The 19,030-nt window shown below is 48.6% G+C and carries 12 protein-coding genes and 2 pseudogenes; 12 read left to right on the top strand and 2 right to left on the bottom strand.

Annotated elements, in window-relative coordinates:
- Positions 1-40 precede the first annotated feature (40 nt).
- The 12 genes and pseudogenes from DBK98_RS20135 (at position 41) to DBK98_RS20085 (ending at position 14,719) form a co-directional block, all read left to right on the top strand.
- The gene (locus DBK98_RS20135) at positions 41-814 is read left to right on the top strand and encodes a BT1926 family outer membrane beta-barrel protein (protein WP_033572500.1); all 774 of its coding nucleotides are present in this window, start codon (positions 41-43) and stop codon (positions 812-814) included.
- Positions 815-961: 147 nt separating this feature from the next.
- On the top strand, positions 962-1,318 hold the full coding sequence (locus tag DBK98_RS20130; protein WP_032535686.1) for a helix-turn-helix transcriptional regulator: 357 nt from the start codon (positions 962-964) through the stop codon (positions 1,316-1,318).
- 249 nt (positions 1,319-1,567) lie between these two features.
- Positions 1,568-3,856: a TonB-dependent receptor gene (locus DBK98_RS20125; protein ID WP_033572580.1), complete on the top strand. Its 2,289-nt coding sequence runs from the start codon at positions 1,568-1,570 to the stop codon at positions 3,854-3,856.
- Between the two features lie 122 nt (positions 3,857-3,978).
- Positions 3,979-5,847 carry a DUF4980 domain-containing protein gene (locus DBK98_RS20120; protein WP_032535687.1) on the top strand — a complete coding sequence of 623 codons (1,869 nt, stop codon included), beginning with the start codon at positions 3,979-3,981 and terminating at the stop codon, positions 5,845-5,847.
- Between the two features lie 31 nt (positions 5,848-5,878).
- Positions 5,879-7,045 (top strand): MFS transporter, encoded by a 1,167-nt coding sequence (locus DBK98_RS20115; protein WP_032535688.1) that lies wholly within the window; start codon positions 5,879-5,881, stop codon positions 7,043-7,045.
- Positions 7,046-7,217: 172 nt separating this feature from the next.
- Positions 7,218-8,108 carry a carbohydrate kinase gene (locus DBK98_RS20110; protein WP_005780717.1) on the top strand — a complete coding sequence of 297 codons (891 nt, stop codon included), beginning with the start codon at positions 7,218-7,220 and terminating at the stop codon, positions 8,106-8,108.
- A gap of 256 nt (positions 8,109-8,364) precedes the next feature.
- Positions 8,365-10,233, top strand: a pseudogene (locus DBK98_RS20105) (substrate-binding domain-containing protein); the annotation flags it as partial.
- A gap of 90 nt (positions 10,234-10,323) precedes the next feature.
- A pseudogene (locus DBK98_RS23680) lies at positions 10,324-11,088 on the top strand (response regulator); the annotation flags it as partial.
- Positions 11,089-11,118: 30 nt separating this feature from the next.
- Positions 11,119-11,454, top strand: a complete 336-nt coding sequence (locus tag DBK98_RS20100) for an MGMT family protein (RefSeq protein WP_005807724.1) — start codon at positions 11,119-11,121, stop codon at positions 11,452-11,454.
- Positions 11,455-11,795: 341 nt separating this feature from the next.
- Positions 11,796-13,022: a glycine betaine/L-proline ABC transporter ATP-binding protein gene (locus DBK98_RS20095; RefSeq protein WP_005807723.1), complete on the top strand. Its 1,227-nt coding sequence runs from the start codon at positions 11,796-11,798 to the stop codon at positions 13,020-13,022.
- Complete coding sequence (locus tag DBK98_RS20090) at positions 13,019-13,843, top strand: proline/glycine betaine ABC transporter permease (RefSeq protein WP_005780712.1); 825 nt, start codon at positions 13,019-13,021, stop codon at positions 13,841-13,843. Before DBK98_RS20095 ends, DBK98_RS20090 begins: the two co-directional genes overlap by 4 nt.
- An 18-nt stretch (positions 13,844-13,861) precedes the next feature.
- Positions 13,862-14,719 carry a glycine betaine ABC transporter substrate-binding protein gene (locus tag DBK98_RS20085; RefSeq protein WP_032535692.1) on the top strand — a complete coding sequence of 286 codons (858 nt, stop codon included), beginning with the start codon at positions 13,862-13,864 and terminating at the stop codon, positions 14,717-14,719.
- 41 nt (positions 14,720-14,760) lie between these two features.
- On the opposite strand, the gene DBK98_RS20080 is transcribed toward DBK98_RS20085, so the two are convergent.
- Both DBK98_RS20080 and nifJ read right to left on the bottom strand, forming a co-directional pair.
- Positions 14,761-15,264, bottom strand: coding sequence for an acetyltransferase (locus DBK98_RS20080; protein ID WP_032535693.1), 504 nt, complete (start codon positions 15,262-15,264; stop codon positions 14,761-14,763).
- Between the two features lie 201 nt (positions 15,265-15,465).
- Entirely contained in the window at positions 15,466-19,020 is a 3,555-nt protein-coding gene (gene nifJ / locus DBK98_RS20075; protein WP_005807720.1) for a pyruvate:ferredoxin (flavodoxin) oxidoreductase, read from the bottom strand.
- Positions 19,021-19,030 lie beyond the last annotated feature (10 nt).

The following is a 19,030-nucleotide window of genomic DNA, read 5'->3' as shown; positions in this document are numbered from 1 at the left end:
TAGTAACGGCAAATAAACAACAAATCAAAAAAAGTATCGTATGAAAATAAAAAGACTTTTAGTGTTGGCCGTTCTACCCATGATGTGTCTTGCAGCTAATGCGCAGAACTGTAGTAAAGACAATACTCCTAAAAAGGGTGACTTTACGGTAGCAGCTACTGTTGGATACAATAGTTACACAAACGTCACAGCCCCTTCGGGGCTGCTGACTGACTATGAAGTCAGAGCGCTCTCAACCAACTGGGCAGACAAAAAGCTGATGGTTGGTTTCGAAGGGGGCTGGTTCTTCAAAGATCAGTGGAAACTAAATTTGGGTGGCGGTGTCAGCTTCACGAATAACCCCGGTTATCCGGCTGTTCCCGGCACGATAGACGATTCGAATAAGGATAACTCGGCAGACGAGAATATGGGAGAAATCCCTAACTACCGTGCCGTAGCCAGTGCTCAGTCGTTCGCCTATAATGTGTCGGCAGGTGTTGATCGTTATTTCAACATCAAGCGTGTTCCTAACCTGATGTGGTATACAGGCGTTCGCGTAGGTTTTGCTTACGGCGAAAATGAAATGAAGTATGATGAAGAGACCTCTATGGGCAAATCGGTTGCCGAGAGCTGGAATCTTCGTGGCGCCCTGACTATCGGTGTCGATTACTATGTTCTTCCTGCCCTCTACGTCGGTGCGCAAATCGATCCGTTTGCTTATACGTACAACAAGACTACGTATAATCCGCAAGCCGGTCTTGGCGATCTGTCGGCAGACAGCCATAACTACAGTGTTTTGGCGGCTCCGACATTGAAGATCGGATTTAAGTTTTGACCTCTATCTCCATCCGGCCGATAGGCTATCGGTCGGGTGGGTGATTTTATAAATAAGTCCATTTATTTATACCTCCCCGGTGTCCGTGACGGCTGTCGGGGATTTTTACGTGATTGGCATTTTGGATGACTGAATGGTATTTAGAATATGAAGAAGAGTAATGTATACATAGGTGAAGTGATAAAACAGGTCATGGCCGAAAGGCAGGTGACAAAAGCCGAACTTGCCCGCAGATTGGGGGTGAGGCCACAGAGTGTGGACTATCTGCTGACACGAAAGAGCATTGATACAGATACGCTGTATAGTTTGTCATTGGCACTGGATTATGATTTTGCTGTTCTATATTCCATAAAAAAAGGAGTTGCTCTCCCTGTTGATGAAGAGGAGACGTTTAAAATGGGAAATGCAAAGATCACTTTGGAGATCGAGTTGCGACAGGATGAAATGTTGAAACTGAACCTGAAGCAGAAGATCGCAGATCTGCTGGAAGGAAAAGGAAAGTGATTTTGCGTATCTGATATCTTCTTTTATCTGTTCTTTCTATAAATCAATTGAAGGAAGAATGGTATCATCTCATATTTATTGCTGTAAACTGACTTTTTTCTGTTTTTGTAAACGATTGATAATTAATATGTAATGTGCCGGTGAATCAAAAGTAGCAGCCTTTGAAACAAATCTTTTAGTTGAGAAATGGGATTCCGCGTTCCTTTGCGGCATCAAAACAATCTCAATCAACTAAAAAATTTAAGTACCATGATGAAGAACAAAAAAAGGGCTGTTTGGTTGCTGGCTTGCTTCCTGATGGCCGGCTTCACAACCGCACAAGAAAAGAAAGAATCTTCCCGGACACCTTCCGGATCGAAAGAAGAAGGCAATCGCAACGTTATGCTGAACGCTTCGAGCGCCAATGGTCCCCGCGAAATCTCTATCGGCCTGCCTGGTGGAGACGTAAACGTACTCGAAAACGGACTTCCTGTAGTCTATACCTCTAATCCGCATAACGTAAATACGCACTGGCGTGGAGACAGCAGTCTCGGACACGTCGGGCTGCTAAAAATCTCCGAAACCGCTATTACTACCGGAAATATCGGCTATGCCGTAAACTCTTTTATTCAGTTGGGAACTGAGAAATTCCGTGGAATCGTCAATTACAGTACCAACCACTTTGGCAAGCAGCAGTTCGATGCCAATATCAGCGGTGGTATGGGGAAAGGCTGGTTTTACAGTGGAAGTGTCTACCAGAACTTTGACCCGGGCAGTTTCAAACTGCGCTTTACTTCCAATCAGGACCGCACTCAAATCTATAAAGCAGCCTTGACCAAGAATTATAGCGAAGGGCGCGGACAGCTGTCGGCCATCTATCATTACAGCAACAGCCGTTGGCCGAGTAATGAAACGACTTCCGCTCCTTTCATCTATGTTGGAGACGGCAGCGTGAAAGAAATACTGGGATTCAGCCTCGGAACAAGTTCTTACCTGCCTGCCACGGGAGAAATGGTTTATCGTGATATGCGTACGGGGGAGCTGAAAAAGACCAATCTTTATGATGCCACTCTGAATAAAGGAAACCAGTTGACTTTGCTCAATACCTATACTTGGGACAACGGTCTGAACTGGAAGGTTAACCTGAAGTATGATCATGCCTTGGGTTCGTATGTCTATCAGACCCCGATGGCCATGGAACAGAAGGATGCTTCCGCCGGCTATTTTCTGAAAGGAACGGACGGTACGTTGAAACCGTATGAAGGGTATGTGCAAAGTCGCATGTCTTGCTTTAACCGGGGGACGATTGACGAGTTCTTCGCCACTTCCGAACTTTCACGCCAATATCGCAATATGACCTGGAGGCTCGGTGTGAACGAATGGCACTACAAAGTGGATTATGCTTCGAACACAACCATGTACGACCATACGGTAGAAGAGTATCCCGAGCGTCTGGTGCGTGAGGGGAATACGGACGACGTGTACTACGATTTCAATAAGAATGCTTCGGAATACTACAAAGGGCACGAAAACAAGTTAGCTGTTTATGCCACCCACGACTGGGATATTTCTCCCCAATGGAATGTATATTATGGTGCACGTCTGGAATGGCAGCATCTGGAAGGAGAGAATGCGGCTGTGTATGACGCAGAAGGAAATGCCGTAGGCCGTTTCGCAGATTATTATCTGGGCGCCGTATCCGATAAAGGAGTCAGGATTACACCCCGCCCTTTCGATTACGACTGGATGAACATGGCATTCACTGCCGCCGCTACCTATAAACTGACCCGGGAGTTCGGTTTCACCGCCGACTTTACTTACAATACACAACGTCCCGGTTTGTCGAACTTTGCACCTGCCACAATGCCCAATACCGATAAAATATCCGTTCCCCTGGGACGTGCCGGGGTCTATTATAACACGAACTGGATTAGCCTGACTTCTCTGTTTTCCTACATTTCGAAAACAAACAATAACTCGACGCTCAATCTGATTAACCCGAATGACCGGACCGAGATTCTTGCCGCTCCGTTGAGTTATGACATCAAGACCATCGGCTGGACGACGGATGCAGTGATCAAACCGTTCAAAGGCTTCAACTTCCATTTCCTGTTTACCTACCAAAGCCCGACTTACAAGAAATATGAAACGAGTGTGACTTTCAAGGACGGTACGATAGGTGAAATCAATGCCACGGGAAATATTGTGACGGAGATTCCGAAAGTGCTTGTCGAACTCGATCCCAGCTACAACATTACGAACGACCTCAGAGTCTGGGCCAGCTTCCGCTATTTCAGCAAGACGTACGCTAACATTAAAAATGCTTACTACTTCAACGGGCGTTGGGAAACTTTCGGTGGTGTCAACTGGACGGTGAACAAACATCTTGCATTGAGTGCCACAGTCGTTAATTTCCTCAATCAGACCGGAGCCAAAGGAAGTATTGCCGGTGCCGAACTGGTGGACAAAAAAGACGCGGCATCCTATAACGGTCATTGGATGGCAGGCAGCTATATTCGTCCGTTTACCGTGGAATTTGCTGCCAGCATTCGTTTCTGACGCGGTTTGGTATCAATCGTTATACTATTTGAAACAAAAATAATAGCCGGTGGCAGATAACTCCGCTATTTTTGCCATCGTAAACACAGCTATTGCATTACTAATAAAAACATCCTGTTATCATGAAAACAACTTTTATGAATGTAAGTAGAAGAGTGATCGGCGCTTTGGCTGTTTTACTCGGAATTTCGTCTTGTCAGAGCTCACAATCTGAAATGACATTTGAACAAGAAGGCGACAGCCTTACCGTAATTCATATTACAAATCCTACCCGATATTTACTTTTGCCCATCGAAGAACAGACTCCCGAAGCGCAGGTTTGCATTGCGTCAGATTCGGTTCCGGTAGAGATGGACGTGCGCCTGTCGAGGGCGAAGGTGGACTATTTCGTCCCTTACGCCTTACCTGAAGGAGAGAAAAAAGTAGCTGTGCGCATCCGCCACTTACCGAAAGATGCCTTGTGCTGGAAAGAGCTCAAACTCTCGGATACGTTTGATACTGCCAATACGGACAAATACCGTCCTGTCTATCATCATACTCCGCTTTACGGATGGATGAACGATGCCAACGGGCTGGTATACAAGGATGGCGAATATCATCTGTTCTATCAGTATAACCCTTACGGCTCTATGTGGGGCAACATGCACTGGGGGCATTCGGTAAGTAAGGATCTGGTACACTGGGAACATCTGGAACCGGCGCTTGCCCGCGATACGTTAGGGCATATCTTCTCCGGAAGTTCGGTGGTGGACGATGCCAATACAGCCGGTTACGGCGCAGGTACCATCGTTTCTTTCTATACCTCGGCCAGTGACAAGAACGGACAGATACAGTGTATGGCTTACAGCACCGATAACGGTCGTACGTTTACCAAATATGAAAAGAACCCCATCCTGACTCCGTTTGACGGATTGAAGGACTTCCGCGATCCGAAAGTGTTCTGGTATGTTCCGGATCAGAAGTGGGTGATGGTGGTATCGGCCGATAAAGAGATGCGTTTCTATTCGTCACTGAACTTGAAGGACTGGACATATATGAGCGGTTGGGGCGAAGGCTACGGTGTTCAGCCCAGTCAGTTCGAGTGTCCCGATATGGTGGAACTTCCGGTGGACGGTGATCCGAATCATAAGAAATGGGCGTTGATAGTCAACGTGAATCCGGGATGCTACTTCGGTGGAAGTGCCACTCAGTACTTTATCGGTGATTTTGACGGCGAGAAATTTGTTTGCGACAATAAGCCGGAAACTGTGAAGTGGCTCGACTGGGGAAAAGATCACTATGCGACTGTCTGCTTCTCGAATACGGGTGACCGTACGATTGCCGTGCCTTGGATGAGCAACTGGCAGTATGCCAATATTGTGCCTACCCGCCAGTTCCGTAGTGCCAATGCGTTGCCTCGCGAACTGAGCCTTTATACTCAGGATGGAGATATCTATATGGCTGCCGCTCCGGTGGAAGAGACGAAGTCGCTGCGTAAGGAGTCGCGGGAGATTCCGGCCTTTGAGGTGGCGGACGCCTATCATGTGGATTCACTGCTGGCCGATAACCGGGGAGCTTACGAGATAGAGCTGGAATTGGCTGCCGGTTCGGCGGAAATCATGGGACTGAAACTGTTTAATGAGAAAGGGGAGAATGTAGATATCTATATCAGCCTTCCGGAGAAGAAACTGGTGATGGACCGCACTAAGAGCGGCATTGTAGATTTCGGAAAGGACAGCGCCCCTCATGCCATCGAGGCACACGACCGCCGGAAGCAGAACTCCATCAACTATGTGGACGATTTTGCCTTGGGTACCTGGGCTCCGGTGAAGAAGGCCGACAGCTATAAACTGGATATCTTTGTTGATAAATGTTCGGTGGAAATCTTTCTGAACGGTGGAAAGATTGCCATGACAAACCTGATATTCCCCACAACTCCCTATAACCAGATGAGTTTCTACAGCCGTGGGGGAGCTTTCAAGGTCAGCCAGTGCAAGGTGTACAGGCTGTAGCTTAAATCTGCTTTTTTTAAATTAACATATCATGGAAAATACCAAAAACAACTCTTACATGAAACTTATCCCGGTGATGCTCTGCTTCTTCGCCATGGGATTCGTAGACTTGGTGGGCATTGCCTCCAACTATGTGAAAGCAGATTTAGGACTGACGGATTCACAGGCAAATATCTTTCCGTCGCTCGTGTTCTTCTGGTTTCTGATCTTCTCGGTGCCTACGGGAATGCTGATGAACCGCATCGGGCGTAAAAAGACCGTGTTGCTTAGTCTGCTGATCACCTTTGCATCGTTGCTGCTGCCTGTCTTTGGCGACAGCTATCTGCTGATGTTGGTTTCTTTCTCGTTGCTCGGAATCGGCAACGCACTGATGCAGACATCACTCAATCCGCTGCTTTCCAACATCGTGAGCGGTGAACGCCTGGCAAGCACCCTTACTTTCGGGCAGTTCGTAAAGGCCATTGCCTCTTTCCTTGCCCCTTACATCGCTATGTGGGGAGCTACGCAGGCTATCCCTACCTTCGATTTAGGCTGGCGGGTACTGTTCCCCATCTACATGGTGGTGGCAGTCGCTGCCATCCTGATGCTCAATGCCACGCAGATCACCGAGGAGCCTGAAGAGGGTAAGCCCTCCACTTTCGGGCAGTGTCTGGCTTTGCTGGACAAACCTTTCATCCTGCTCTCGTTTCTGGGTATTATGTGCCATGTCGGGATCGATGTCGGCACCAATACCACAGCACCGAAGATTTTGATGGAACGTCTGGGCATGACTCTGGCAGATGCCGGGTTTGCAACCAGTCTCTACTTCATCTTCCGTACGGCAGGTTGTTTTCTGGGGGCATTTGTTTTGCAGAAGATGGCAGCCAAAACCTTCTTCGCCATCAGCGTGTTGTGTATGCTGGCGGCTATGGCAGGGTTGTTTATTTTCCAGGATCAGACGATGATTTACGTTTGTATCGCCCTGATCGGGTTTGGAAATTCCAATGTATTTCCTATCATCTTCTCGCAGGCATTACTTTATATGCCGGGCAAGAAGAACGAGGTTTCCGGCCTGATGATTATGGGACTTTTCGGAGGAACCATCTTCCCGCTGGCAATGGGAGTGGCTTCGGATGCAGTGGGACAGAGCGGAGCCGTGGCCGTGATGACGGTCGGGGTACTCTATCTGATGTTCTATACATTGAGAATCAGAAAGTAATTTATTTAATAACCATAATGAAGCGGTAACCTTGAGGGTGTGTTATAATTCACCACAGAGTTTCACAGAGAGAACTTAATCTGTTGATAGCTAATGGATATTTATCTGTGTAATCTATGGTGAATACGAGTTCCGACACACCTTCCTGAGGTGAGGCTTCCCAATTCATGCCATGAACAATATAATCGTAGGAATGGGCGAAGCACTTTGGGATGTGCTGCCCGAAGGAAAGAAAATCGGGGGAGCCCCGGCTAATTTTGCTTATCATGTGTCGCAGTTTGGCTTTGACAGCCGTGTGGTCAGTGCGGTGGGAAATGACGAGCTGGGGGATGAAATTCTGGAAGTATTCCGGGAAAAACAGTTGAAGCACCAGCTTGAGCGGGTCAATTATCCGACAGGAACCGTGCAGGTGACTCTTGACGGTGAAGGAGTGCCGTGTTATGATATTAAGGAAGGCGTAGCATGGGACAATATCCCCTTCACGGACGATTTGAAGCGTTTGGCACTGAACACGCGGGCCGTATGTTTCGGTTCGCTGGCACAGCGCAACGAGGTGAGCCGCGCCACCATCAACCGTTTCCTCGACACCATGCCCGACATGGACGGACAGTTGAAAATATTCGATATCAATCTTCGCCAAAGTTTCTATACCAGGGAAGTGTTGCGCGAATCTTTCCTGAAGTGTAACGTGCTGAAGATTAACGATGAGGAGCTGGTTACCATCAGCCGTATGTTCGGCTATCCGGGCATCGACCTTCAGGATAAATGCTGGATTCTGTTGGCCAAGTACAACCTGAAGATGCTGATCCTGACATGCGGTACGAACGGTAGTTATGTATTTACCCCCGGTGCGGTCTCTTTCCAGGAAACCCCGAAAGTGCCGGTTGCCGATACCGTGGGGGCAGGTGACTCGTTCACGGCAGCTTTCTGCTCATCTGTTCTGAAAGGAAAGAGTATACCCGAGGCACACAAACTGGCAGTGGAAGTGTCGGCTTACGTGTGTACACAGAGCGGTGCGATGCCCGTACTACCGGATGCTCTGAGAAATCGTTTAGATGATTAATGTGTTGGTTTATATAGGGTTATTGATTGGTTGATAGAGTCGTGGGGATGTGTCATAACTCTTTTCACCACAGAGTATCACGGAGTATCACAGAGTCTTTTTAATAACCAACGATTTAAAATCATCTCTGTGTTACTCTGTGTCCTCTGTGGTGAGTTTTGACACACATCCGTCTTGGTTTTAAACCGGCCGGATGGAAGATTTCGGAGGGAAATTGTTATATTTGCCTCCGGAACCTTTTATGTAATAACCAACCATGAAACGTGTACTTTTCTTACTTGGGCTGGTTTTGTCGGGACTGCTTGTCTCGTGTAGCCATGATGCTCCCCGGTACGTCATCGGCGTGTCGCAATGCAGTGATGATACCTGGCGGCATAAGATGAATGACGAGATACAGCGCGAAGCCTTATTTTACGGAGGCGTAGAGATAGAGACGCGTACGGCGAATGACGACAGCCGGCGACAGATAGAAGATATACGTCACTTCATCCGGCAGAAGGTAGACTTGCTTATTGTGGCTGCCAACGAGGGAACGGCTCTCACTCCCGTTGTGGAGGAGGCCTTCGATAAAGGTATTCCGGTGATTATGGTGGATCGCAGGATACTTTCCGATAAATATACCGCATACATCGGAGCCGACAATTACGAGTTGGGCAAAGCCGTCGGCAATTACATAGCCCATCGCCTGAAGGGGCGTGGAAAAGTAGTCGAACTGAGCGGACTTGTCGGTTCCACTCCTGCCATCGAACGTCACCAAGGCTTTATGAGTGCCATCAGCCGGTATCCGGGCATCACCTTGCTTGCCCGGGAGGATGCGGGTTGGTTGAGGCAGCCTGCCGAAATAAAGATGGATTCTCTCTTGCAGTGTTTTCCGGAGATTGATGCCGTGTATGGGATGAACGACCGTATGGCCGCCGGTGCTTATCAGGCCGCCAGACGTCTGGGACGTGAGGAGGAGATGCTGTTTGTAGGTATCGATGCTCTGCCCGGCAAGGGTAACGGAGTGGAACTGGTACTGGACAGCGTGCTGGATGCTACCTTCATTTATCCCACCGAAGGAGACAAGGTGGTTCAGCTGGCGATGGATATTCTACAAAAGAAACCTTTTAAACGGGAGACAAAACTGAAGACAGCAGTAGTTGACGCGGTAAATGCGCACGTGATGGAATTGCAGACAGCCCATATCAGCGAGTTGGATGGAAAAATCGAGACGCTCAACAGCCGGGTAGGGACGTATCTTTCGCGGGTGGCCACGCAGCAGGTGGTGCTGTATGGGGGCTTTGTCATCCTGTTGTTGATCGTCGGATTGTTGATTGTCGTGTACAAATCTCTCCGTTCCAAGAATCGCCTGTACCGGGAACTTTCCCGCCAGAAGGAGCAACTGGAAGAGCAGAGAGACCAACTGATAGAACTTTCCCATCAACTGGAGGAAGCCACACATGCCAAACTGGTTTTCTTTACCAACATTTCACATGACTTCCGCACCCCTCTCACTCTGGTTGCCGATCCGGTGGAGCAGTTGTTGGCCGACCCGTCATTGGAGGGTGACCGGCGCAGGATGTTGTTGCTGGTGCAGCGCAACGTACAGATCCTGTTGCGTCTGGTCAATCAGATACTCGATTTTCGCAAATACGAGACGGGAAAGATGGAGTTTACCCCGGTCCCGCTCAACCTGTTGCAGTGCTTCGGAGAGTGGAACGATTCGTTTCAGGCAGCCGCCCGGCGGAAGCATATCCATTTTTCGTTCGACAGCATGCCCGGTGCCGATTACCACACTCTGGCGGATGCTGAGAAGATGGAGCGTATCTACTTCAATCTGTTGGGCAATGCGTTCAAGTTTACCCCCGAGAATGGTAAAGTCACTGTCCGGCTTTCGGCTTTGCAGAAAGAGGGCACTCCTTTCTTCCGTTTTACAGTCGCCAATACCGGGAGTCTGATTTCGGCAGAACATATCCGCAGCATCTTCGACCGTTTCTATAAGATCGACAGGCATCATACCGGTTCCGGTATCGGGCTGGCACTGGTAAAAGCGTTTGTCGAGATACATGGCGGAATCATCGAGGTGGAGAGTGACGAACGGCAGGGAACTGTCTTTACCGTCGATTTGCCGGTGCGGACATGCGAAGCGGAGACCGGCGTGGCATCTGCTCCGGTGGAGGCATCTGCTCCGGACCGGGTGGATAACCTGCTCCGGGAGGATGAAGCGGAGAACTTCAATGATCCCTCCAAACCTTCTGTACTTGTGATCGACGACAATGCTGACATCCGTGCTTATGTGCACACATTGCTCAATTCGGAGTACTCCGTCATCGAAGCTGCGGACGGGACCGAAGGAATCCGTAAAGCGATGAAGTATGTTCCCGATGTCATCATCTCCGATGTGATGATGCCGGGGATTGATGGTATCGAATGTTGTCGGCGGTTGAAGGGGGAATTGCAGACCTGCCACATTCCCGTGATCCTGCTGACAGCTTGTTCGCTTGACGAGCAGCGTATTCAGGGATATGCCGGTGGAGCCGATTCTTATATTTCCAAGCCTTTTAGTTCGCAGTTGCTGCTGACTCGTATCCGCAATCTGATTGAGTCGCGACGGCGCATGAAGCAGTTCTTTGGCGACCGGCAGACATTGGCCAAAGAGGATATCTGCGATATGGATAAAGATTTTGTCGAACGGTTCAAGTCCCTGATTGAAGCAAAGATGGGTGATTCGGAACTGAATGTGGAAGATTTGGGCAAGGAGATGGGGCTGAGCCGTGTTCAGCTCTACCGGAAGATCAAGTCGCTCACCAATTTTGCGCCGAACGAACTGCTTCGCATGGCACGGCTTAAGAAAGCGGCTTCGCTGCTGGCCTCTTCGGACATGACGATAGCAGAGGTTGGATATGAAGTGGGTTTTACGTCACCTTCCTACTTTACGAAATGCTACAAAGAACAGTTCGGTGAAAGCCCGACGGAGTTTTTAAAAAGAAGCGGATTATAAAAGAACCTGCTGCATAAAAGCGATACATCTATGAAAGATTATAAAGAAAATAAATCTAATTTGTCCGAAACTTTCTGCAATGAAGTATACAGTGTCGTGCGTGAAATTCCTGCCGGTAGAGTTGTTACTTATGGTGATATTGCCGCTTTGCTCGGGATGCCGCAATATTCACGTATGGTGGGGCGTGCATTGAAGCAGGTACCTGCCGGTTTAAGCCTTCCTTGTCATCGGGTAGTCAATGCCATAGGACGATTGGTGCCCGGATGGGATGAACAACGGCAACTGTTGTCCGATGAAGGTGTTTCATTCCGAAAAAACGGTTGTGTCGACCTTAAACTTCACAGGTGGAAGAGCGACAGTATTTGAGTGGGGTGATGCCGGCTTTCTTGTGGCAGTTTATGTACATGCGGCGTGTTCATCGAAAATAATGTGATGAACTATTTGAACGCTCGGCTTGTTTATTTAATTGTCCGTACACACATCTTTGGGTAATACCTGTGTATGGATGTGAATTTGACTTTCGGGATATAGTAACTATCTGTTGACAGGAATCCTGTCTGTAATAACCGGGTTAAGAAATCATATTTGACCGGGGGAACAACACAACCGTTGTTTTCCGGTATCAACTTTTTTACTATAAAGAAGTGTTTGTTTTCGTGTGTGTAGGCCGCCCGGTCCGTTTTTTAATAATCTAAACCCTATTATGTATGAGTAAAATAACGATTAAAGACTTGTATCTCATTTTTGGCAACGACAAGCAGCATGCTTTGCGTATGTTGAAAGAAGGAAAGAGTAAGAGTGAGATCTTAAAGGAAACCGGATGCACGGTTGCCGTAAAAGACGCAAACCTCTCTGTCCGGGAGGGAGAGATATTCGTGATTATGGGACTTTCGGGGAGTGGGAAATCCACTTTGCTGCGTTGTATCAACCGATTGATAAAACCTACTTCCGGTGAGGTAATCATCAATGGAAGAGATATTTCGAATGTTACCGATAAAGAGCTGCTCCGTATCCGGAGAAAAGAACTGGCTATGGTGTTCCAGCATTTCGGACTGTTGCCCCATCGTTCGGTGTTGCATAACATAGCTTTCGGGCTGGAGCTGCAAGGAGTGAAAAAACAGGAACGTGAGCACAGGGCGATGGAAAGTATGCAGTTGGTGGGTTTGAAAGGTTACGAGAATCAGATGGTCAGCGAACTGTCCGGCGGGATGCAGCAACGCGTCGGGCTGGCCCGTGCTCTGGCCAACGATCCTGAAGTGCTGCTGATGGATGAAGCTTTTTCTGCCCTCGATCCTTTGATCCGTATACAAATGCAGGATGAATTGCTGACTTTACAGTCTAAAATGAAAAAGACCATTGTGTTTATTACTCACGATTTGAATGAAGCCATCAAGCTGGGTGACCGGATTGCCATCATGAAGGATGGGGAAGTGGTGCAGGTAGGTACTTCGGAGGAGATTCTGACAGAGCCGGCGAATGCTTATGTGGAACGCTTCGTGGAGAGTGTGGATCGTAGCAAGATCATTACCGCCGCTTCGGTGATGGTTGATAAACCCCTCGTGGCCCGGTTGAAGAAAGAAGGGCCGGAAGTTCTGATCCGTAAAATGTTCGAACATAATCTGACCGTGTTACCTGTGGTAGATGCAAACAATGTGTTGGTGGGAGAGGTGCGTTTGAAGGATTTGCTCCGGTTGCGTAAAGAGCAGGTGAAGTCAATCGAGTCGGTCGTTCGCGAAGAAGTGCATTCGGTGCTGGGAGATACGATATTGGAAGACATCCTGCCGCTGATGACCAAAACCAATTCTCCTATCTGGGTGGTGAACGAAGGCCGTGAATTTCAGGGAGTCGTCCCCTTGTCATCGCTCATTTTCGAAGTGACCGGAAAGAACAAACAGGAAATCAATGAAATCATTCAAAATGCAATAGAATTATGATCAACATAGGACAATATATTGAAGAACTCATCAACTGGATGATGATACACTTCTCCGCTTTTTTCGATGCGCTGAATCTGGGCATCGGCAGTTTTATCAATGGGTTTCAGCATATCTTGTTTGGTATCCCCTTTTATCTGACCATTGCTGCAATGGTGTTGCTGGCATGGATGAAAGCCGGGCGCGGGGTGGCGGTTTTCACCCTTTTAGGGTTGCTGCTTATCTACGGTATGGGCTTTTGGGAGGCCACCATGCAGACATTGGCACTGGTGCTGTCATCTACCTGTCTCGCCCTTATCGTGGGGGTGCCCATCGGGGTGTGGACGGCAAACAGTAACCGTGCGGAGAAAGTGATACACCCCATACTGGACCTGATGCAGACCATGCCTGCCTTTGTCTACCTGATACCTGCCGTCCTGTTTTTCGGGCTGGGGGTGGTGCCGGGAGTGTTTGCCACCATCATCTTTGCAATGCCTCCGGTGATTCGGCTGACGGGACTTGGCATTCGCCAGGTACCGAAGAACGTGGTAGAGGCTTCGCGTTCGTTCGGGGCCACCCGGTGGCAGCTGCTTTATAAAGTGCAGTTGCCTCTGGCCTTGCCCACTATCCTGACCGGAGTGAACCAGACGATTATGATGTCTCTTTCCATGGTTGTCATTGCAGCTATGATTGCGGCAGGCGGCTTGGGTGAAATCGTTCTGAAGGGTATTACCCAGATGAAAATCGGTTTGGGCTTTGAAGGAGGTATAGCGGTTGTGATACTGGCAATTATTTTGGACCGGATTACCCAAGGGATGGTTCGTCGTAAGAACAAAAAATAGAAAGGAGAAAGAATCGATATGCGGAAATATAGGATAATAGGAAGTTTGTTGTTGTTACTGGCCGTGATGTGTACGGCCTGTAACCCGGATACCGGGAAAAAGAAGATAAGCATCGCCTATGCCAACTGGCTGGAGGGCATTGCCATGAGTCATCTGGCCAAAGTGGTGCTGGAAGAGCAGGGGTATGAGGTAGAACTGCTCAATGCGGATGTGGCCCCCATCTTTGCGTCGGTTTCGCGTCGGAAAGCGGATGTGTTTATGGATGCCTGGCTGCCTGTGACGATGAAAGACTACATGGATCAGTATGGCGATCAGATCGAGTTTATCGGTGAGGTATATGACAGTGCAAGGGTCGGGCTGGTAGTGCCTCAGTACGTCAGTATCGACTCAATCGGAGAACTTGCTTCCCATAAAGGGCAATTCTCTTCCGAGATTGTCGGGATCGATGCCGGAGCGGGCATTATGAAAACTACGGATAAGGCTATTGCGGACTATGGGCTCGATGGATATAAGTTGCTTACTTCCAGTAGCTCTACCATGTTGGCTTCCTTGCAGAAAGCCATGGATAAAGAATCGTGGATCGTCATCACCGGATGGACACCGCATTGGATGTTCGATCGCTATCCCCTGAAGTTCCTGCATGACCCGAAAGGTACTTATGGGAATGTGGAATCTATCTATGTCGTCGGATGGAAAGGATTTACGGAGAAAGATCCTTTTGCGGCAAAGTTTTTCAGCAATATTAAATTCACTACAGAAGAGATCAGTTCGTTGATGAAAGCATTGAAAGATGCACGGATGGACGAAGAAGACCTTGTCCGAAAATGGCGTGACGAACACCGGGAACTGATAGAAAGCTGGATTCCTGAATCATAAGCGGTATATGTGTGTCCGGGAATCCAACTTCTGAGTTCTGTCTATCGGGTAACGGAGGTGCGTTGGTAGGCAAGCCGTTCCGTACCGTTCTTCACATAAATGATGCCACAATAGGTGAAACCGTTCTTTAAGAGAATGTTTTGGAGAACTTTATTGTCACGGTGAGTGTCTACACGCAGGTTCGGACAGTGGGACGAACACCATTCCAGGCATAAGTCCATCAATCCCTTTACCCGTCCGCCGGATGCGATGCGATGGATTACCCCGTAAGGGGCATCGTTGAGCCAAGCGCCGTCTTTGATTACCCTGTAGTTGGGATCTTCTCCCTGGATGAAAGCAAAGCAACCTTCCAACTCCCCGTTTTCATTTACAAATACATAACTGTCCCCGTTTTCGATGTCCTGCCGGATGTCGTCGGAAGCGGGGTATCCGTTGATCCACTGGTTGGCATTGCCATTGGCAGCCATAAAGCGGCGGGCACGTTCGTAGAATGGCATCACTTGGTCGAGTTCTTCAAGTCGGGTTGGTCGTATGGTTATGTTCATAATTATTCCGTTTGGGGGTCACCACAGATTACACGGATTAACACAGATTGATAATTTATCTCGTCAATATATCGAATTAAGAGTTCTGTGTTAATCTGTGTAATCTGTGGTGAAACCTATTCATTTCTATTTGGCAAAAAAGGGGAAAAGAACCTATTTTAGTCCCTTCCCCCTTTGAGAGTTATATTATCCGATCAAAGATCATTCAGCAACACCCCAAGCCTGGTTGGCCAGACGCTTGTAGTTGTTGTAACGCCACTTAGCGTTGTCCTCGGCAGCCTGGAACAGTTCTTCTGCTTCTGCAGGATACTGTTTCATAACCGATGCGTAACGAACTTCGCCTTTCAGGAAGCCTTTGAAGTCATCCCAGTTCGGTTCTTTGCTATCCAGCGTGAACGGATTCTTGCCTTCAGCCTCCAGAGCCGGGTTGTAACGCCACAAGTGCCAGTAACCGCACTTAACAGCCTTGTCTTCTTCTTCCTGGCTCTTACCCATACCGGCTTTCAGACCGTGGTTGATACACGGAGCGTAAGCGATGATGAGTGACGGTCCGGGATATGCTTCAGCTTCGCGGATAGCTTTCAGAGTCTGAGCCTGGTCAGCACCCATAGCGATCTGTGCAACATATACATAACCGTATGTAGTAGCCATCAGACCGAGGTCTTTCTTACGTACGCGTTTACCGGAAGCGGCAAATTTAGCGATGGCGCCCACCGGAGTGGCTTTAGAAGACTGACCACCTGTGTTAGAGTAAACCTCTGTATCCAGAACCAGAATGTTAACGTCCTTACCCGAAGCGATAACGTGGTCGAGACCACCGTAACCGATATCGTAAGAAGCACCGTCACCACCGATGATCCACTGGCTGCGTTTAACCAAGTATTGAGTCAGACCTTTCAGCTCTTTGCTGATCGGGCAACCTGCCGCAATACCTTGTTCGATGATTGCTTCGATCTGCGGAGCCAGTTCTTTGGTCTTGTCTGCATCGTACATGTTTTCAATCCATGCTTTCAATACTTCCTTAGCTTCAGCCGGAGCATTGTCGGCTGCCAGGATTTCGTTGAATAACTTCACGATACGTGCACGCATCTTTTCGTTAGCCAGTTCCATCCCCAAACCAAATTCGCAGAAGTCTTCGAACAGTGAGTTAGCCCAAGCCGGACCGTGTCCTTTTGCGTTTGTTGTATATGGAGTTGAAGGTACTGAACCTGAGTAGATAGAAGAACATCCGGTAGCGTTGGCAACCATTTCGCGATCACCGTACAACTGAGAAATCAGTTTCACATACGGAGTTTCACCGCAACCTGAGCAAGCTCCCGAGAATTCGAACAATGGAGTAGCGAACTGAGAGTTCTTCACGTTAGCCTTGATGTCTACCAAGTGTTGTTTGCTCTTCACGTTGTCTGCACAGTAAGTCCAGTTATCAGCCTGAGCCAACTGGCTTTCAAGGTGTTTCATAGTCAGAGCCTTGCCACCCTTCTTCGGGTTGCCTGGACAGATGTCGGCACAGTTACCGCAACCCAGACAGTCGAGAACGTCAACCTGGATACGGAATGTCATGCCGTCGAATGCTTTGCCTACAGCTTTCAGTTGTTCGAAGCTTGCACCTTTCTGCTCTTCTGCGTCGAGTACAAACGGACGGATAGAAGCGTGAGGACAAACGTAAGCACACTTGTTACACTGGATACAGTTTTCTGCGTTCCATTCCGGTACGAAAGCAGCTACACCGCGTTTTTCGTATTTCGAAGTACCCTGATACCAGGTTCCGTCTTCGATACCCTTGAATGCAGATACAGGCAGCAGGTCTCCGTCCTGAGCGTTGATCGGACGAACCACTTCGTTGATGAATGCCGGGTCGTTGTTTTCAACTTTAGCATCATCCGGCAGGTTAGCCCAAGCCGGGTCAACAGCCAAAGTCTTGTATTCGCCACCGCGGTCAACAGCTGCGTAGTTCTTGTTCACAACGTCTTCACCCTTCTTACCGTAAGATTTCACGATGAATTTCTTCATCTGTTCTACAGCCTGGTCTACGGGGATCACGCCTGTGATACGGAAGAAAGCAGACTGGAGGATGGTGTTGGTGCGGTTGCCCAAACCGATTTCCTGTGCAATCTGGGTTGCGTTGATATAATATACAGAGATGTTGTTCTGTGCAAAGTATTTCTTCACTTTGTTAGGCAGGTTCTTTGCCAGTTCTTCGCCTTCCCAGATGGTGTTCAGCAAGAACGAACCGTTCTTACGTAAACCACGGGTTACGTCATACATATGCAGGTAAGCCTGCACGTGGCAAGCCACAAAGTTCGGAGTGTTTACCAGATAAGTAGAACGGATAGGGTCGTCACCGAAGCGCAGGTGAGAGCAAGTGAAACCTCCTGACTTCTTAGAGTCATAAGAGAAGTAGGCCTGACAGTGTTTATCAGTGTTGTCACCGATAATCTTCACTGAGTTTTTGTTGGCACCTACCGTACCGTCAGCACCCAAACCGTAGAATTTAGCTTCGAACATGCTGTCGCCGCCCAAAGCGATTTCTGCTTCCTGAGGAAGAGATGTGAAAGTTACGTCGTCTACGATACCGATAGTAAAGTGGTTTTTCGGCATCGGCATAGCCAGATTCTTGAATACGGCGATGATCTGGGCAGGAGTAGTGTCTTTAGAACCCAGACCGTAACGACCACCTACGATAACCGGAGCATTTTCTGTGCCATAGAAGCAGTCTTTAACATCCAGATACAGAGGTTCGCCGTTAGCACCCGGTTCTTTTGTACGATCGAGTACTGCGATTGTTTTGGCAGTCTTAGGTACGGCAGCCATGAAATGTTTGGCAGAGAACGGACGGTACAGGTGAACTGCAACCAAACCTACTTTCTCGCCCTGGCTGGTCAGGTAGTCGATAGCTTCGCGGGCAGCTTCGGTTACAGAACCCATGGCGATGATTACGCGTTCTGCATCTTCGGCTCCGTAGTAGTCGAACAAACCGTATTTGCGTCCTGTGATCTTGGAAATCTCGTTCATGTATTCCTCAACGATGGCAGGAACAGCGTCATAGTAGTTGTTGCATGATTCGCGGTGCTGGAAGAAGTGGTCAGGGTTTTCGGCCATACCACGGGCAACCGGATTCATCGGGTTCAGCGCACGGGCACGGAATTCAGCAAGAGCTTCCTGGTCAACCAGCGGAGCGAGGTCCTCGTTTTCCAGCATTTCGATCTTCTGGATTTCGTGTGAAGTACGGAAACCGTCGAAGAAGTTCATGAAAGGAACGCGGGCTTTGATTGTGGCAAGGTGTGCAACACCGGCCAAGTCCATCACTTCCTGTACAGAGCCTTCAGCCAACATGGCGAAACCTGTCTGGCGTGCAGACATTACGTCCTGATGGTCACCGAAGATACACAGTGCGTGAGAAGCCAGTGTACGGGCCGATACGTGGAATACGCAAGGCAGGAACTCACCGGCAATCTTATACATGTTCGGGATCATCAAAAGAAGACCCTGAGAAGCAGTGTAAGTAGTAGTCAGTGCACCGGCCTGAAGAGAACCGTGAACAGCACCTGCCGCACCACCTTCAGATTGCATTTCCTGTACCAATACTGTTTCGCCGAAGATGTTCTTACGTCCTGCGGCAGCCCATTCGTCTACGTATTCAGCCATCGTAGAAGAAGGAGTGATGGGGTAAATGGCAGCTACTTCTGAAAACATATACGAGATATGTGCAGCAGCCTGATTACCATCACATGTGATGAATTTCTTCTGTTTAGTCATAACTAAAAAT

The sequence above is a fragment of the Bacteroides sp. PHL 2737 genome (assembly GCF_004115325.2).
Taxonomy (GTDB): domain Bacteria; phylum Bacteroidota; class Bacteroidia; order Bacteroidales; family Bacteroidaceae; genus Bacteroides; species Bacteroides hominis.
The sequence above is the reverse complement of the archived record's forward strand: the minus strand, read 5'-3'. Positions and strand labels throughout refer to the sequence as shown.

Coding starts and splice junctions, on each gene's coding strand:
- DBK98_RS20135 (WP_033572500.1), top strand. CDS start 41: ATGAAAATAAAAAGACTTTTAGTGTTGGCCGTTCTACCCATGATGTGT.
- DBK98_RS20130 (WP_032535686.1), top strand. CDS start 962: ATGAAGAAGAGTAATGTATACATAGGTGAAGTGATAAAACAGGTCATG.
- DBK98_RS20125 (WP_033572580.1), top strand. CDS start 1,568: ATGATGAAGAACAAAAAAAGGGCTGTTTGGTTGCTGGCTTGCTTCCTG.
- DBK98_RS20120 (WP_032535687.1), top strand. CDS start 3,979: ATGAAAACAACTTTTATGAATGTAAGTAGAAGAGTGATCGGCGCTTTG.
- DBK98_RS20115 (WP_032535688.1), top strand. CDS start 5,879: ATGGAAAATACCAAAAACAACTCTTACATGAAACTTATCCCGGTGATG.
- DBK98_RS20110 (WP_005780717.1), top strand. CDS start 7,218: ATGAACAATATAATCGTAGGAATGGGCGAAGCACTTTGGGATGTGCTG.
- DBK98_RS20100 (WP_005807724.1), top strand. CDS start 11,119: ATGAAAGATTATAAAGAAAATAAATCTAATTTGTCCGAAACTTTCTGC.
- DBK98_RS20095 (WP_005807723.1), top strand. CDS start 11,796: ATGAGTAAAATAACGATTAAAGACTTGTATCTCATTTTTGGCAACGAC.
- DBK98_RS20090 (WP_005780712.1), top strand. CDS start 13,019: ATGATCAACATAGGACAATATATTGAAGAACTCATCAACTGGATGATG.
- DBK98_RS20085 (WP_032535692.1), top strand. CDS start 13,862: ATGCGGAAATATAGGATAATAGGAAGTTTGTTGTTGTTACTGGCCGTG.
- DBK98_RS20080 (WP_032535693.1), bottom strand. CDS start 15,264: ATGAACATAACCATACGACCAACCCGACTTGAAGAACTCGACCAAGTG.
- nifJ (WP_005807720.1), bottom strand. CDS start 19,020: ATGACTAAACAGAAGAAATTCATCACATGTGATGGTAATCAGGCTGCT.